The following is a 15,724-nucleotide window of genomic DNA, read 5'->3' as shown; positions in this document are numbered from 1 at the left end:
GACGCATACTCGCTGGTCGGGATTGCTCGCAAGCCAGGTGTTCTGGGTCGTGCTGGCAACGACCGTCGCCTGTATCGCCCTGTCTTTTGCGACCTCGACCTTCGCGACCTCCGAGAATCTTTTCAACGTTACGCGAAACTTCGCCTTCGTCGCCATCGTGGCGCTGGGAATGATGGCGGTGATCGTCACGGGCGGCATCGACATTTCGGTTGGCTCGACGATCGGCATCAGCGGTATCGTGCTCTCGGTCGTCATGAACGCGGGCTACCCGATCTGGGCCGGTATCGGCATGGGACTACTGACCGCCGGGCTGGTCGGCCTCGTCAACGGCTTGCTCATCGCGTATCTCGGCATGCAGCCTTTCGTCGTGACGCTCGCCATGCTGAGCGTCGGCCGCAGCCTCGCACTCGTGATCTCCCGCAGCCGGACCATTTTCGATTTCGGCCCCGACGGGAGCAAGCTCCTCGCGCTCGGCGGCGGCGCGACGCTCGGCGTCGCCAATCCGGTGTGGTTCCTGATCCTGCTTGGGCTGTTGTTCTGGTTCGCGTTCGGCTGGACGCGCTGGGGCCGCTATGTGTTCGCGATCGGCGGCAACCGTCATGCGGCGACTCTCACCGGCGTACCGGTGCGCCGCATCGTTTGTTCCGTCTACATGCTCTGCGGCCTCATGGCGGGCGTCGCGGCGATTCTCGAAGTCGGCTGGCTAGGCGCGGTGACGACAGGCCTCGGCACGGGCGACGAACTGCGCGTGATCGCTGCTACCGTGGTCGGCGGGACCAATCTGGCCGGCGGGGTTGGCAGCGCCTTCGGCACGATCGTCGGCGCGGCACTCATCGAGGTCATCCGCAACAGCCTGATCCTGCTTGGCGTCGACGCGTTCTGGCAGGGCACGGTCGTCGGCAGCTTCATCGTCGTCGCGGTGCTCTTTAACAGGCTCGGTGGCGAGCGGCAAGGAGATTGAAATGTCGTTGGACGCACCGGCCGCTTCCCGGCCGGTGCCGCGGGAAGCGGGTGCGGCCGGATCGGACGCGGAACTGCCGCACGCATGGGTTCACAAGACCGCGAGGATCCGCTCCAAGGCCGAGTTCCGATTTCGGGCCTGACGTTGGATCGTTATGAAGACTGTGTAGGCCGACATGGGCACCGTAGAGCCGGCGCCGAACAGGAGGAAGCAATGAAGAAACTGTGGATGTGTCTTGCTGCGGCTGGAGGACTTGCGATGCTGGCGTCCTCGGGCTTCGCGGCCGATAAGACCCTTGCGCTGGTGGTGAAGGGTCTCGACAACCCGTACTTCGACCTCATGCATCAAGGATGCGAACGGGCGAACAAGGAACTCAACAAGCAAGGCTACAACTGCTACTACACCGGTCCCGCGACCGCCGCGGACGAGAGCGCGCAAGTGCAGATCATCGACGACCTGCTGACCAAGGGCGTCGCGAGCATGGCGATCTCGCCCGCGAACGCGCCGGCTGTGGCGGAGGTGCTGCGCCGCCGCGGCGGATCGGTCCCGATCATCACCGCGGATGCCGATCTGCTGCCGAAGGATGCGTCACTGCGCAAGAGCTATGTCGGCACCGACAACTACGAACTGGGCGCCAAGCTTGGCGAGCAGTTGAAGATGCTGATGCCGAAAGGCGGCAATGTCTGCCTGGTGATGGGCAATCCGGCAGCGGAGAACATCAACCAGCGGGCCCAGGGCGCGCGCGATGTGCTCTCCGGGAAGAAAGGGATCACGAAGCTCGCTGGCGAGAACGGCTGGCATGAGATCAGTGGCTGTCCGCTCTACGTGAACGACGACGCCGCCAAGGCGAACCAGATGATGCAGGACACGCTGACCGCCCACCCTACCGGTCTCGACGCCTTTCTGCTAGCGGGCGGCTGGCCTCTCTTTGCGCCGCAGGCCTTTTCGCAGGTTGTCGCGCCGATAATGGACAAGATCAAGAACGGCAAGTTCGTGATCGTCTCGGCGGATACGCTCGGGCCCGAACTGCAAGCGCTCAAGGACCACAAGGTGAATGTGCTCGTCGGCCAGCGGCCCGAGGAAATGGGCTACCGCGCCGCGATGGTCATGCGTGACCTCGCGGAAGGGAAGTCGGTACCTCCGGTCATTCACACCGGACTCGACGTCTGCACATGGAAGAACGCCGACACTTGCCTGAAACATTGAAGGCCGGCGGCCCACATCATCACGATAACGCGGGAGCCGGATCGACACCGAGCCGACTCTGCGCTGCCTCAATGCATCGACGACACCATTTGCCTGCTCTTCCTGAAAGAGGCCGGGCGCGGCATTGAACACCAATAGCGCGCCGACAATGCACGCTACGACATGTTCGCCGCTGATCAGTTGAAGGGCGATCGCCGCCTCGAGCATCCGGGGTACGGGCGCCCAAATCCGTGCCGCGAGACGCGTCGGCCCTCCGATGCGATGCTCGTTGTGCTCGTTCCTGCCGCGCTCGCTCAGCAGACGCGCGGCTTGCGCGCTGGTCAGCCCCAAATGCGACGTGCTGCCGGATGTCGTTGTCATGGGCCCGCTTCCAATTCTTGCCTGCTTTGTACTCCACAGTCACAATGATGCCGGCTGGGCCTGTTCCTGACGCTTACCCCGGTCACAAACGACCGTTACGCGACCAACACGCGCACCGTCGATTGAAGCAAGTTAGCCATTTTTCTCCACTGAAACTTGAACTATCGCAATCGAGGTCACGGTAGCGGCTGTTCGCGTAACGCAATGCACATGAGAAATTCCACGGCTCGAAGCATCGCTCTGGTTTGCTCAGTCATCCCAAACATGACTTCGCCAAGCATCAGATAAGCTTCGCATCCTGGACTTCTCTCACGTTCTTCTCATTGCACTGACCAACCCAACTGGAGGCGTTCATGAAATCGACGCCGCGGCGTAGCTCTTGAACCTGGTGGTGATCAGCACGCGCGGAACGCGGCCGTGCCTGCTGAGCAGCTTGCGCATGAGTCGCCTGGCTGCGTGCCTGTCGCGGCGGCTTTGCACCAGCACGTCGGGCACCCCGTCATGCTGGTCCATCGCGCGCCACGCCCCGAATGAAGTCCCCTTGGGGGAAAGCCAGTGCTTCTCTCCGTTGATCGTGGCCACCACTTCGTCGAGGTGCCACCTGTCGCCTGGGGCCAATGGGGTGGACCGGATGCGGGAAACTGTAATATCACCACACCGCGTAGCTGATCACGTCAAGCGGAAATCGATAGCCAACATAGGGGCGCGGGTTGTCGACGGCAGTGGCGTGCTGTTGGGCGGCTGCTTTCATGAACGACATTGTCGCCGCCCCCCTTAACCCTGCTAACAACGTCACAATGCCTTCCCGGTAAATGACGCGGTCTGCGATGATCGCCGAATGAACGCCAGTGGCGTGCCGCGATCGCGGCGCGGCTGACAGAATGGCACCGGCCATTTCGTACAGCAGGAGATTGTCTGAGTGACCCATCTCCTCCCGATAAAGTAGGCGTCTAGCATGAGTGAATACTTCACACCTCTGTCATGCATTTGCGCGCCCAAAACGACGTTCGCGCGCCCGATATGATGCGAGTGCGGCATCAAGCGCGGCTTCGTCGAAATCTGGCCAGAATATGTCGGTGAAGTAGAGTTCAGTGTACGCGAGCTGCCATAGCAGGAAGTTGCTGATGCGCTGCTCACCTCCGGTCCGGATCAGCAGATCGGGTTCCGGCGCGTACGCCATCGCCAGATATTGCGCGAAGCTGGTTTCGTCGACCGGCACGGCGTGACCATCGACGGCACTCCGTGCGGGTAGCTCGCTTATAGCGTGAAGGATATCCCAGCGACCGCCGTAATTCGCCGCAATGGTCAGCGTCATACGTGTATTGTGGGCGGTTCTGATTTCCCCTCGCTTCACGAGCGCCCGAAGGTGCGCATCGAACGCCGATAGATCACCAACGACGCGCAAGCGGATGCCATTCTTGTGCAACCGTGCCGTTTCACGCTGTAGCGTCGCCCCGAACAGACGCATCAGGAACGACACTTCGTCCTCCGGCCGGCGCCAGTTCTCCGAACTGAATGCAAACAGCGTCAGGAATTCGACGCCGCGCCGCGCGCAGCCCTCGACGATTGCGCGGACCGCTTCGACACCCTTCACGTGACCGGCCACTCGGGGCAGCTTGCGCTGCGCCGCCCAGCGGCCATTGCCGTCCATAATGATTGCAATGTGCCGCGGCACATCGGTCACGGCCGGTACGCTAACGGTCGAACTTTTATGGATCATGGGAACCGCCGCGAGTCAGGCGGAACACGAAAGTCCCCGAAGGTCATGAAAGTGCCCCTGGACTCTTTTCCTGGTGATCAACTCGACCGCCACCAAATCACGTGGACATCGGCTGCGCCACCGGACGAAATGGATAATCTTATGGTATGCAGACGAAACTGAAAGGATGCTTAAGACGGGGATACGACTCGAGGAAATCGAAAGCCTGGGCGCGTGTGACGGCTGTGACGCGCATATCCCCTATAGGCCCCAGCATCGCCTTGAATATACGTGCGACCTCGACCGCTCACTTTGTCTTCCGATTTACTTCTACATACCCTTCCAGATAGTCGCGGGACGGCTGTCTGACGGTGTAATCGCCTGGGTGCGCAGCCGCTGATTCCCGTTCTCCGCAGTGTCGAAGGTTCGGCACCGGAATCGCGTTCGACGCGCTTCGTTTGCCACGCAGCGATCGCTGCGGCAAATGAGGTCGACGGCCACTCACGAGCTTCACCTGTCGCATGCGACCGTCGATCGGCGACTTATAGCGATACGTCCATGACTTGCGGCTCGTTGAAGCCTGGTAGGCGTAGGTCTGGAAATCCCTCAAACGTCATGTGCTCGCCGCTCGGCAGCTTGGGCACGGCACGTGCATCAAAGCGCATTCTTCCCTCGGCGCAGGTTTTTCCGAGACAAGCATACCCGGCGCAGGTTTTCTGCATAACGGCACAAAAACCTACGCCAGCATCACAAGTTTGGGTAAGCGGAGACACGCATCGACACCCCAACCGATGGGCCTGAAGCGTTAATATTTTTCTTAAAATTCAGATACTTGCGGTATATCCTGGGAAGGCTTTGGGCTTACCGAGACAAGCCTGAAAACATGGCTATTCGTTCTCGTCGAAGTAATGCCCGAACTTCAGCTGCTTCGTGCGGATATACCGCTCGTTTTCCTCGCGCATCGGAATCGCGAGCGCGACACGCTCGCACACCGGAATGCCGTGCTTCGACAGCGTGTCGAATTTTTCGGGATTGTTACTCATCAGGCGCACCGACGTGATCTTCAGCGTGCGCAGGATGCCCGCGGCCGAATCGTATTCGCGTGAATCGTCGGGCAGGCCGAGATCGAGGTTGGCTTCGACGGTATCGCGCCCCTGCTCCTGCAGCGCATACGCGCGGATCTTGTTCGACAGACCGATGCCGCGTCCTTCGTGGCCGCGCAGATACAGCAGTACGCCGCAACCCTCTGCCGCGATATAGCGCAGCGCGAGATCGAGCTGCTCGCCGCAGTCGCAGCGATAGGAGCCGAGCACGTCGCCCGTCAGACATTCCGAATGCAGGCGCGTCAGCACCGACGACTGGTTGGCGACATCGCCCATCACGAGCGCGAGATGTTCGGCGCCGCTGTCGACCACGCGAAACACATAGGAAGTGAACGTGCCGTAGCGCGTGGGCAGCGTGGCGGTGGCGTCGAGCACGACGCATTCGCCGGTGACGGCGCCGTCCGCTGCGGGCGATGGATCCTGAGACGTGAGCATGGCGTTGAACAATGGTGCTGGCATGAACCCGGTCGAGCCGGGGATAAGGTGTGGACTGCGAGTTTACCGCTAATCCGCATGCAGCACGTGGATGCCCCTTCGCTTGCACGGGACGCTGCCCCGCGACAAGCCGCACCCGGCACACGCGCATCACGCGAAACACGACCCCGAGACCCGAAACAAGCCCGCGCGGACCGCGTCAATCCAGCGAGCATCGTCCGGCGCGCCCGAGGTATTCCCGGTGTACCGCGGGCGCACGTCGCGCCTATACTGGTATCGCCTGTCCCTCACGACAGTGCGCCACTTCGGCGTGCTGCATTGCGAAACGGAGCCGCTCCATGACAAGCGTTGCACAGCTTCTTAAAACGAAACCGAACCCCTCCGAGGTCTATACGATCGGCGCCGACGATTCCGTCTACGAGGCGATCCGGTTGATGGCCGAGAAAAGCATCGGCGCGCTGGTGGTGACGGACGGCGACAGCATCGCCGGCATCATCACGGAGCGCGACTACGCGCGCAAGATCGTGCTGATGGACCGGTCGTCGAAGGCGACGCCGGTGCGCGACATCATGAGCAAGGCGGTGCGCTTCGTTCGTCCGGACCAGACGACCGAAGAGTGCATGGCGCTGATGACCGAGCGGCGCATGCGTCACCTGCCTGTCATCGACAACGAGAGGCTGGTCGGCATGGTGTCGATTGGCGACCTCGTGAAGGACATCATCGCGGAGCAGCAGTTCACGATTCAGCAACTCGAGTTCTATATTCACGGCGAACGGCTCTGACAGGCAGCACGGTTTTCGCTGAGCGACACCGCATCGATCATCCGCGTGGGACCAGACGCAAAAAAAGCCCAAACCTCCAAGAGCTTGGGCCAAGCTACCTTGCGGCAGCGGAGGTTCCTTCGGAAAGAGGAACGCAACGCGCGCGGATGACACGCTCTCGGGCGCATGAGTGCGGCGCGCTCGTTTGAAACAGTACCGGGTATGAAACGCTGTGTGCGCCGTCAAACGACGCGCACACAGATTCTGCTGCCTGCTTAGTTACCGAAATTAGTTACCGAAATAGACGCTCTTCGGGCCGCTCATCGGCTGCTTCACGCCGCCCGCCTGGGTCGATCCGCTCATCGGCGCGCCGTAACCGCTGGTATCAGCGCTCGGCTGGGTTTGCGCGACGGCCGGATTTTGCGCTTGCACACGCTGCTCGGCGGCCTGGATGTCGGCCGGATACTTCGGGTCGCTCGAGGTCGACGGGTTGTAGCCCGCGTGCTCCAGCTGGATCAGTTCGCTGCGGACTTCCGCGCGGGTGACCGGCTGCTGGCTCGACTGCGCGAACGATACGACCGGCGCGGCGACAAGGGCCGCAATGGCAACTGCCTTGATCAGCGATTTCATGGTGACTTCCCTCCAATGTGGTTTTATCTGCATCGCCGACACCTCGGTGTCCAGCGATTCACTTGAGTCTAGTCACCGCACTGCCAAGGGAAAACCCTTAATTTCGAGATAGAAAATTGCTCAGTTCGCAACGATCTCGGGAAATATCGTGGAACCGCCTCCGTGAGCATGATCTTCGGGGTAACAATTGCCCGGATCGTCACCTTTGCGTCTGATGTTTCCGAAATACGTCTGATCGAAGAAAAAATTCGCCCGCCCGCACGCCGAAACGTCTGAATCGATGTACGCGCGTAGCTGCGACGTCATGCGCCCGAATGCGGAATCGTCAGTAGCTTGCGCGGGCCGCTGACGAACGCGCTGCCCGGCTCGAAAAATCGCAACGGACGGTGCATCTCGCGCGACAGGCCGATGCGCGTCGTCACGCCGATCGGTGCGTCGCCTGTCTCGATCACACCGATCCATAACCCCCGCCCCGTACACAAATCGCAGCCGTCGAACGCCTGGCCGATGTCGAACGCCACCGTCAGCCGTCCGGGTCCGCGCGCGAGATCGCGCAGCGGCACACCGGGACGGCGCGCTTCCATCAGCACGAGTCCTTCGAGCGGTTCGATCGCGCGCAGCAGGATGCCGGCGCCGACCTCCTCCGCTTCGGACGACATGTTGAGCATGTAAGACACGCCGTAGGTCAGCCGCACATAAGCATGACCGCGCGCGAGGAACATCGACCCGTTGTACGGACGACGTCCGATGAACGCATGGCTCGTCGAGTCGCCGAGCGGATACGCCTCGGTCTCGACGATGCGTCCGCTCAGGCGTCCTTCGGGCAGATCGTGCACGAGATATTTGCCGACCATGAAGCGCGCGAGTTCCACGGTATCGATCGGCAGATCCTCGCGGCGCAACGGTCGGATCGAAAGAGCTTCGTTTCGCATGCGCTGGGTGTCCTTGAGTCGGTGCTGAAATCGGTGCTGAAACCTACGGCCTCGCGGCAAGCGCGCAGTCGCCCCACTCCCACGTCATCGACCGGTTGCGCTCGACAAATTCGTTGTACCGAAGCCTCATTTTCTGCGCCATGGAAGTCAACATGGCACCAATTGTTGTATTGTGTCCATCCGGCCGGTCACACGGCCGTTTGCATGTTTCGGCGCGCGCTTCGCGGCTCGCTGAAACCGCGTGTCGGCTGAAAGCGTTCGCAGACTGCTGTACCTGTTCCATTGGCATGGAATCCCGCCGTACCCGCTGGTGTAAAAAAATCGATCCCATCCGGGGATCGACGTTCTACGACAACAGGAGATGGTTGAATGAAAGCATTCTCGGCAATCAAGATGATCGGCGGCGCGCTGGTCGTTCTCGCTTCCCTCAACGCGTACGCGCAAAGCAGCGATGCGGCCGCGAGCGCAGCGCCGGCGGCAATGGCACCGACCGCCAAGCAGACTCGCGCGGCTAATCGCGCGCTGCAGAAGAAGGTCCGCGCGACGCTCGCACGTACGAAGGGCCTGACCGTCGGGAACATCACCGTGCGCGCACGCGAAGGCGCCGTCACGCTGGAAGGCTCGGTGCCGGAACAGGCTCAGATCGAACTCGCGACGAACGCCGCTCAAGGCGTGGCAGGCGTGACGTCGGTGAAGAGCGCGCTGTCGATCCGCGCGATGGGCCAGTAATCCGGTCGAACGGCCGAAGAAGTTGCGGTAACAGCAGCAAGCTGGCGTCGACGGCGGAAAGCTCCGCCGCGACGCCAATTCCCCTCCGATCCAGCGCTCGACACCATCGCACCATCCGACGCGGCGATTCCCCGCGCCCCCGAAACCGCGATATTTTTAATGCGCTACGCGCGTCGCGATGACGACCCGACCGCGTGGCGACGGCTTCTCGTAACGAGTTATCCCCGATAATTTAATAGCTTAACGTCACTTGTTAAGATATTACTTCAAGTTCATACACGTACCGAAAGGAAGGCCGCATGACTTCGTCCGCGACCGTCTTGCCTCGTTGGACTCTCGTCGCGCCGATCGTTAGCTGGATCGTGCTCGGCGCCGCCTACGCGATGCCGGGCAACACGCTGCTGCTCGCACTGGCCGGCATGTCGTTATGCGCGGCCGTGTTTGCCGCCGTGCATCATGCCGAAGTGGTCGCGCATCGCGTCGGCGAGCCGTTTGGCACGCTGGTGCTCGCGGTCGCCGTCACGGTGATCGAGGTGGCGCTGATCGTCTCGGTGATGCTGACGTCCGGTCCCGAGAAAGCCGGCCTCGCGCGCGATACGGTATTCGCGGCCGTGATGATCGTCTGCAACGGGCTCGTCGGGCTGTGTCTGCTGGTGGGCGGCATCCGCCATCTGGAACAGGACTTCCAGAGCCGCGGCGCGGCGGCCGCGCTGGCGGTGCTCGCGTCGCTGTCGGTACTGACGCTCGTGATGCCGAATTTCACGACCACCAGCCCCGGGCCTGTCCTGTCGCCGTCGCAGCTCGCGTTTGCCGGCGTGTCGTCGCTGGTGCTGTACTGCGTGTTCGTGTTCGTGCAGACGGTGCGCCATCGCGACTACTTCCTCGCCGGCGTGCCCGACGAAGACGTCCACGCCGAGCCGCCCGGCGCGCGCCTCGCCGCCATCAGCGGCGTGCTGCTGCTCGTGAGCCTCGTCGCGGTCGTGCTGCTCGCGAAAGTGCTGTCGCCGGTGGTCGAGTCCGCGGTGCTGAGCGCGGGCGCGCCGCCGGCGGTGGTCGGTATCGTGATTGCGTCGCTGGTGCTGTTGCCGGAAGGACTCGCGGCGCTGCGCGCGGCGCGCGCCGACCGTCTGCAGACCAGCCTGAACCTCGCGCTCGGCTCGTCACTGGCGAGTATCGGCCTGACCATTCCCACCGTCGCCGGCGTGTTCCTGTACATCGGTCAGCCCATCGTGCTCGGCATCGATGGCAAGGACATGGTGCTGCTCGCGCTCACGCTGGTGGTCGCCACGCTGACGCTCAGCACCGGGCGCACGACGATTCTGCAAGGCGCCGTGCATCTGTCGCTGTTCGCGGCTTATCTGTTTCTGTCGTTCGCGCCGTGACGCGATGCCTTATCCGGCACGGGCGGACGGCAGCCTCAATCTTCCCAATGCTCGGCGATCCAGTCGCGGAACAGATTCAGCTTCTGCTGTTGCGCGACTGAATCCGGATACACGAAGTAATAGCGCCAGCCGGTCTTCAGCACGGTATCGAACGGCCGCACGAGGCGCCGGGCGGCGACGTCCTCGTCGATTAGCGCGAGGTCGCTGATCGCGACACCGAAGCCCTGCGCGGCGGCGTTGGTCGCCATGTCGAGCGTATCGAAGCTCGGGCCGAGCTCCGCGTCGATCGTCGCGGCACCCGCCGAATCGGCTTCCGCGACTTTCGCGAGCCACATTTTCCAGTCGCGGTGATCGCGCGTCGGATGCAGCAGCGTGTGGCGCCCGAGATCGGCCACCTGCGCGAGCGGCTTGTCCTTCAGCAGCTCGGGCGTGCAGACCGGCGTCAGACGTTCCTCGAACAGCGACACCGCCTGCACGTCCGCACCGGGCGACGAACCGTAGATGATCGCCGCGTCGAACGGCTCGCTCTGGAAATCGACGTCGTGCTGCCAGGTGGTCGTGATCTGCACGTGCAGATCGGGATAGTCGGACTGGAAGCGCATGATCTTCGGCAGCATCCAGCGCATCACGCAGGTCGGCACCTTGAGCGCGAGATCGGTGCGCTGCCTCGTCAAGCGCAGCGACATTTCCTCGATCCGCGCGAAGCTCTCCTTGACCGCCGGCAGCAGCATTTCGCCCTCGGGGGTCAGCGTCAGCCCCTTTGCGTGCCGCTTGAACAGCGGAAACTTGTAGTACTCCTCGAGCGCGATGATCTGCCGGCTGACCGCGCCTTGCGTCAGGCACAGATGGTCGGCGGCACGCGTGAAGCTGCGATGGCGCGCGACGGTTTCGAAAATCTGCAGCGCGTTGAGCGGCGGTAGGCGTCGCATCGGATGTCCAGGATCAGAAAAAATCATTGCGTGGCTGCGGCAGCGCCCCTCGCCGCCCTGCCCGTCAAGCCCACAGCATACGCGATCGGCTATGCGCGCACGAGTGGGCGCGCAGGCAAACCCGCATGCGTTCGACTCATGGCATGCGTGAAAAACGCCCGTAACGAGGAATGTCGCACCGGCGCGGTGCAAAGAAGCCTTCAGCAATCGCACCAGAACCGAGCTTTCCTCATACCTCGACGCACGCTGGGATTCCTCAGCCAGATCTGGACGTTAACCCGCATAAGCCATCGCCCGTAGCTTCCCGGCGTGTCGCCAAACCGCTCGCCACCGCGTTCGCCGGCGGCGAGCCATGAGCGTACGTCATGCGATCCATGCGCATATTTCGATTGTTGCGTGATTTTGGCAAACCTACAGTGCATCCACGCACGGTAGATCGGCAGCGGTCACGGCGAATCATGGGCAACGGGCGTTCAACACAGGAGACCGCCATGCAGCAGATCAAACGGGGTAGAAGGCAGGCCATCAAGACGATCGGTACGGCGCTCGCGGCATCCGCGCTGCCGATGCCGTTCCTCAACCTGCGCGCGCAGGAGCACAACTTCAGCGGCAAGACGCTGCGCATCCTGACGTGGTCGGACGATACCGGCACGGCCGCGCTGCGCAACATCGCCGCGACCTTCACGGCGAAGACCGGCGCGAAGGTCATCGCCGATCGCGCCGACGGCACCTCCGGCATGGTCGCCAAAGTCAAGGCAGCGGGCGAGCGCCCCACCTATGACGTGATCACGCTCGCCGGCGTCGGCGCCTCCGGCCTCGCCGACGCGGGCCTGCTGATGAAGCCCGACCTCGACCGCCTGCCGAACCTGAAAGAAGTCGCGCCGCCATACCGCACCGGCGCGAACGGTTTCGGCGTCGGCTATCTGCTGTGGTCCGACGGCCTCATCTACAACACCGCGACGGTCAAGACGCCGCCTTCGTCGTACGAGGCGCTGTGGGACCCGAAGTACGCCGGCCGCATATTCCTGCCGCCGCCCGAGTGGGCCGAAGCGGTCGATCTCGCGATCATCGCCGCGAAGATGAACGGCGGCTCGCAGCAGAACATCGAGCCCGGCTTCAAGAAGCTCGCGCAGCTCAAAGACCACGTGATGACGCTCGGCGAGAACCCGAACCAGGTGGCCGACCTGTTCCGCACGGGCTCGCTCGATATCGGCGGCATCTACTCGCCCGCGTTTTTCCCGGATCAGATCCGCAAGCCCGAATACAAGATGGGCGTGACCTACGGCATGAAGGAAGGCTTCGCGACGCAACTGATGTTCACGGTGATTCCGAAAGCGCATCCGGGCGACACCGACCTGATCCACGCGTTCATCAATCACTCGCTCGACGCCGGTGTGCAAGGCCGCATGGCCGCCGATGTGCTGAACGGCCCAGTCAATTCGAAAGCGATGATTCCGGCCGAGAGCCGCGCGTTCGTGCCGAGCCCGCAGCAGATCGCCGAGAAAGCCGTGCTGCATGACGACAAGGCGCTCGCCGCCGTGCAGCCGGCATGGATCAAGCGCTACACCGAAATCTTCTCGGCGTAACCACGATGCTCGCGCGCTTCCCGCGGCGTGCCGCGATGATGCCGGACGAAGCCGCGCCGGGCCCAGCGCCCGGCGGCGGCGCCTCCGCTTCCGCAGTTGTTGCGACGGCCGTGACCGACCCCGCTGCCGGCGCAACGACGCTCGCGAAAGCGCGCCCGTGGCTGCTACTTGCGCCGATCCTGCTGTTTCTGGCGATACTCGGCGCGGCCGCGCTGGTCGTGCTGCGCATGAGCTTCGGCACGTCCGGCAACGAATGGCGCAGCTTCACGCTGCAGAACTACGCGGACCTGCTCGACGGCTACTTCCTGAAATCGTTGTGGCTAACGCTGCGGCTCGCGTTCCAGAGCATGCTGTGCGCGGTCGTGCTCGCGATTCCGGTCGCGCTCGCGATGGCGCGCACGACTTCGCGGCTCGCGCGCCGGCTGCTGCTCGCGGGTGTGCTGCTGCCGCTGCTCGTCAATCTGCTGCTGCAAGGCTATGGCTGGCTCGTGATCCTCGGCCCGGCGGGTCTGCTCAATCACGCGCTGCTCGCGAGCGGACTCGTCGAGCGTCCGGTGATGTTGCTGTATCGCGAGCATGGCGTGCTGCTGGGGCTGATCCAGACCGCGTTTCCGCTCGCCGTGCTGCCGCTGTCCAGCGCGATGCGCGCGGTGTCGATCTCGTACGAGGAAGCCGCCGCGACGCTCGGCGCGACGCGCTGGCAAACGCTGCGTCACGTGCTGCTGCCGCTCGCGATGCCGGGCCTCGTGTCGGGCGCGCTGCTGGTGTTCGCGTACAACGCGAGCGCGTTCGCGGTGCCGCTGCTGCTCGGGGGCCGGCGTGTGCCGATGCTCGCGGTGCTGGTGCACGATCAGGTCGCGCCGCTCTTGAACTGGCCGGCCGCCTCCGCTTCCGGCGTGGTGCTGATGATCGCCACGCTCGCTGTGATGGCGCTGTCGCAGCGGCTCGTGCGCCGCACCCAACGCCTGACCGGGGGGCCTCACGCATGAGCACGCCGCTGCCGACCCCGCGCCTGCCGCGCACCGAACCTCATTGGCCACGCTTCCCGCGCCTGCCTCAGACGATGCCCGGCCAGCTCGGCCGCGCGACCGCGCTCGTCGCCGGCGTGGTGCTGTTTCTCGCCGCGCTGCCGATCCTGACGATGATCGCGATGTCGTTCAGCGCGGCCGACACGCTCGAATTCCCGCCGCACGCGTACAGCCTGCACTGGTACCGCGCGGCGTGGCACAGCTTCGTGTCACCGGACGCGACCGATACGCTGTCGATGGGCGCCGCGCTGAGCACGAGTTTCGTCGTCGCGCTAGCGACGATGCTGATCGCGACGCTGGTCTCCGTGCCCGCCGCGTACGCGCTGTCGCGCTACCGTTTTCACGGCAAGCCGGTGGTCGAGCAACTGGTCGCGCTGCCGCTCGTCTATCCGCTCGTGATGCTCGGCCTGTCGCTGCTGCTGGTGTTCAACGTGCTGCCGGTCGAGCTGGGCGTCGGCCGTCTGATCATCGCGCATGTGATCCTGGCGCTGCCGTTCACGGTGAAGAACTGCGCGGCGTCGGTCGCGTCGATCGGCCCCGAGTTCGAGGAAGCCGCGCTCGTGATGGGCGCGAGCCCCGGCCGCGCGCTCATCGACGTGGTGCTGCCGCTGATGCGCCCCGGCATTCTCGCCGGCATGCTGTTCGCCTTCATCGTGTCGTTCAACGAGTTCACGGTGACGTTCTTCCTGTACAGCATCGACACGATGACGCTGCCGGTGTGGCTCTATAGCCGCACGGTGTCGTCGCTCGATCCGACCGTGTTCTGTTTCGCGGTGGTCATCGTCGCGATCGACTTCGCGCTGATCTGGCTGCTCGAAAAGCTGATCGGCGACGAAGGCGTCGCGCTGTGAACCCGTCACCTTGCTGGAGCTTCCGATGACCCATCTGACCTTGCAGGCCGTCACGCGGCGCTTCGGCGCCGTGCATGCCGTCGACGACGTCGACCTGAGCGTGCCCGACGGCAAGCTCGTGTGCTTTCTCGGCCCGTCCGGCTGCGGCAAGACCACGCTGCTGCGGATGATCGCAGGCCTCGAAACGCCGACCGAGGGCAGCATCCATTTCGCCGGCCGCGACATCACGCGACTGCCGGCCAACCGGCGCGACTTTGGGATGGTGTTCCAGTCGCTCGCGCTGTTTCCGCATATGACGGTCGCGCAGAACGTCGCGTATCCGCTGAAGCTGCGCAAGGTCGCGAAAGAACGGCAAACGCGCCGCGTCGCCGAGCTGCTCGAGCTGATCCAGCTGCCGCACATGGCGAACCGGCCGGTCACGCAACTGTCGGGCGGGCAGCGCCAACGCGTCGCGATCGCGCGCGCGATTGCCTCGGAGCCGCAACTGCTGCTGCTCGACGAACCGCTGTCCGCGCTCGACGCGAAGCTGCGCGAAGCGATGCAGGTCGAAATCCGCCTGCTGCAGCAACGCCTCGGCATCACGACGATCATGGTTACGCACGACCAGCGCGAAGCGATGACGATGGCCGACGAGATCGTCGTGATGGAGAAAGGCCGCATCGCGCAGGTCGGCAGGCCGCTCGACATCTACCGCGATCCGGTCAGCGAGTTCGTCGCCGACTTCATCGGGCTCGGCAACATTCTGCCGGTGCGGTACGACGGCGCGGGCGTCGTGAGCCTGCCGGGCGGACGGCGCATCGCGGTGACGCCGCACCCGAGCGCGCCGCTCGCCGATGCGCGGCAGCCGGGTGCGGCCGGCGACGCGATCTGCCTGCTGATTCGCCCCGAGGACATCTGCGTGAAGGCGGCCACGGAAGCACCGAACCCGAACCGGCTGCCTGGTACCGTCACGTTCATTCGCGACGTCGGCGCCTCGCTCGAAGCGACGATCGATTGCGTGGGCTTCACGCTGACCGCCGCGACCACGCCGCGCGAAACGCCCGGGCTCGCGCTCGGCATGCCGGTGCTCGCCGAGCTGCCGCCGCACGCGTGCAAGCTGATCGCCGCGCGCGCCGCCTGATACCCGAACCCA

General features: G+C 63.8%; 16 protein-coding genes. 9 read left to right on the top strand and 7 right to left on the bottom strand.

The annotated features are described in order from the left end of the window. Nucleotides 1–49: 49 nt before the first annotated feature. Both HDG32_RS17595 and HDG32_RS17590 read left to right on the top strand, forming a co-directional pair. Complete coding sequence (locus tag HDG32_RS17595; RefSeq protein WP_311540079.1) at nt 50–961, top strand: ABC transporter permease; 912 nt, start codon at nt 50–52, stop codon at nt 959–961. 213 nt (nt 962–1,174) lie between these two features. Beyond that, nucleotides 1,175–2,167, top strand: a complete 993-nt coding sequence (locus tag HDG32_RS17590; protein WP_184069356.1) for a sugar-binding protein — start codon at nt 1,175–1,177, stop codon at nt 2,165–2,167. A gap of 711 nt (nt 2,168–2,878) precedes the next feature. On the opposite strand, the gene HDG32_RS17585 is transcribed toward HDG32_RS17590, so the two are convergent. From HDG32_RS17585 to ribA, 4 genes are all read right to left on the bottom strand, one after another. Next, nucleotides 2,879–3,109 (bottom strand): DDE-type integrase/transposase/recombinase, encoded by a 231-nt coding sequence (locus HDG32_RS17585; protein ID WP_311540078.1) that lies wholly within the window; start codon nt 3,107–3,109, stop codon nt 2,879–2,881. Nucleotides 3,110–3,176: 67 nt separating this feature from the next. After that, nucleotides 3,177–3,455 carry a hypothetical protein gene (locus HDG32_RS17580; RefSeq protein ID WP_184069354.1) on the bottom strand — a complete coding sequence of 93 codons (279 nt, stop codon included), beginning with the start codon at nt 3,453–3,455 and terminating at the stop codon, nt 3,177–3,179. A 51-nt stretch (nt 3,456–3,506) separates the two neighbouring features. Then, nucleotides 3,507–4,247 (bottom strand): polyprenyl diphosphate synthase, encoded by a 741-nt coding sequence (uppS, locus tag HDG32_RS17575; protein WP_184069352.1) that lies wholly within the window; start codon nt 4,245–4,247, stop codon nt 3,507–3,509. 866 nt (nt 4,248–5,113) lie between these two features. Continuing rightward, nucleotides 5,114–5,764: a GTP cyclohydrolase II gene (gene ribA / locus HDG32_RS17570; protein WP_184069438.1), complete on the bottom strand. Its 651-nt coding sequence runs from the start codon at nt 5,762–5,764 to the stop codon at nt 5,114–5,116. A 338-nt stretch (nt 5,765–6,102) separates the two neighbouring features. On the opposite strand from ribA, the gene HDG32_RS17565 reads away from it, so the two are divergent. Then, a complete protein-coding gene (locus HDG32_RS17565; RefSeq protein WP_184069350.1) occupies nt 6,103–6,546 on the top strand; it encodes a CBS domain-containing protein in 444 nt (147 codons plus the stop codon). Nucleotides 6,547–6,813: 267 nt separating this feature from the next. On the opposite strand, the gene HDG32_RS17560 is transcribed toward HDG32_RS17565, so the two are convergent. Both HDG32_RS17560 and HDG32_RS17555 read right to left on the bottom strand, forming a co-directional pair. Beyond that, on the bottom strand, nt 6,814–7,155 hold the full coding sequence (locus HDG32_RS17560; RefSeq protein ID WP_184033979.1) for a DUF4148 domain-containing protein: 342 nt from the start codon (nt 7,153–7,155) through the stop codon (nt 6,814–6,816). Between the two features lie 302 nt (nt 7,156–7,457). Continuing rightward, complete coding sequence (locus tag HDG32_RS17555; protein ID WP_184069348.1) at nt 7,458–8,087, bottom strand: DNA-3-methyladenine glycosylase; 630 nt, start codon at nt 8,085–8,087, stop codon at nt 7,458–7,460. Between the two features lie 369 nt (nt 8,088–8,456). On the opposite strand from HDG32_RS17555, the gene HDG32_RS17550 reads away from it, so the two are divergent. Beyond that, a complete protein-coding gene (locus HDG32_RS17550; protein WP_184069346.1) occupies nt 8,457–8,816 on the top strand; it encodes a BON domain-containing protein in 360 nt (119 codons plus the stop codon). Nucleotides 8,817–9,115: 299 nt separating this feature from the next. Next, on the top strand, nt 9,116–10,198 hold the full coding sequence (locus HDG32_RS17545) for a calcium:proton antiporter (RefSeq protein ID WP_184069344.1): 1,083 nt from the start codon (nt 9,116–9,118) through the stop codon (nt 10,196–10,198). Nucleotides 10,199–10,233: 35 nt separating this feature from the next. On the opposite strand, the gene HDG32_RS17540 is transcribed toward HDG32_RS17545, so the two are convergent. Beyond that, nucleotides 10,234–11,127: a LysR substrate-binding domain-containing protein gene (locus HDG32_RS17540; protein WP_184069343.1), complete on the bottom strand. Its 894-nt coding sequence runs from the start codon at nt 11,125–11,127 to the stop codon at nt 10,234–10,236. Nucleotides 11,128–11,618: 491 nt separating this feature from the next. Between HDG32_RS17540 and HDG32_RS17535 the strand changes: the two genes are divergently transcribed. From HDG32_RS17535 to HDG32_RS17520, 4 genes are read left to right on the top strand one after another with little or no spacing between them, the layout of a single operon-like run. Then, nucleotides 11,619–12,713 (top strand): PotD/PotF family extracellular solute-binding protein, encoded by a 1,095-nt coding sequence (locus tag HDG32_RS17535; RefSeq protein ID WP_184069341.1) that lies wholly within the window; start codon nt 11,619–11,621, stop codon nt 12,711–12,713. A gap of 5 nt (nt 12,714–12,718) precedes the next feature. Continuing rightward, complete coding sequence (locus HDG32_RS17530; protein ID WP_184069436.1) at nt 12,719–13,702, top strand: ABC transporter permease; 984 nt, start codon at nt 12,719–12,721, stop codon at nt 13,700–13,702. After that, complete coding sequence (locus tag HDG32_RS17525) at nt 13,699–14,592, top strand: ABC transporter permease (RefSeq protein ID WP_184069339.1); 894 nt, start codon at nt 13,699–13,701, stop codon at nt 14,590–14,592. Before HDG32_RS17530 ends, HDG32_RS17525 begins: the two co-directional genes overlap by 4 nt. Nucleotides 14,593–14,617: 25 nt before the next feature. Next, nucleotides 14,618–15,712, top strand: coding sequence for an ABC transporter ATP-binding protein (locus HDG32_RS17520; RefSeq protein ID WP_184069337.1), 1,095 nt, complete (start codon nt 14,618–14,620; stop codon nt 15,710–15,712). Nucleotides 15,713–15,724 lie beyond the last annotated feature (12 nt).

This window comes from Paraburkholderia sp. CI2 (genome assembly GCF_014201055.1).
Taxonomy (GTDB): Bacteria; Pseudomonadota; Gammaproteobacteria; order Burkholderiales; family Burkholderiaceae; genus Paraburkholderia; species Paraburkholderia tuberum.
Note: the sequence above shows the minus strand (reverse complement) of the source record. Positions and strands in the feature narration are given on the sequence as shown.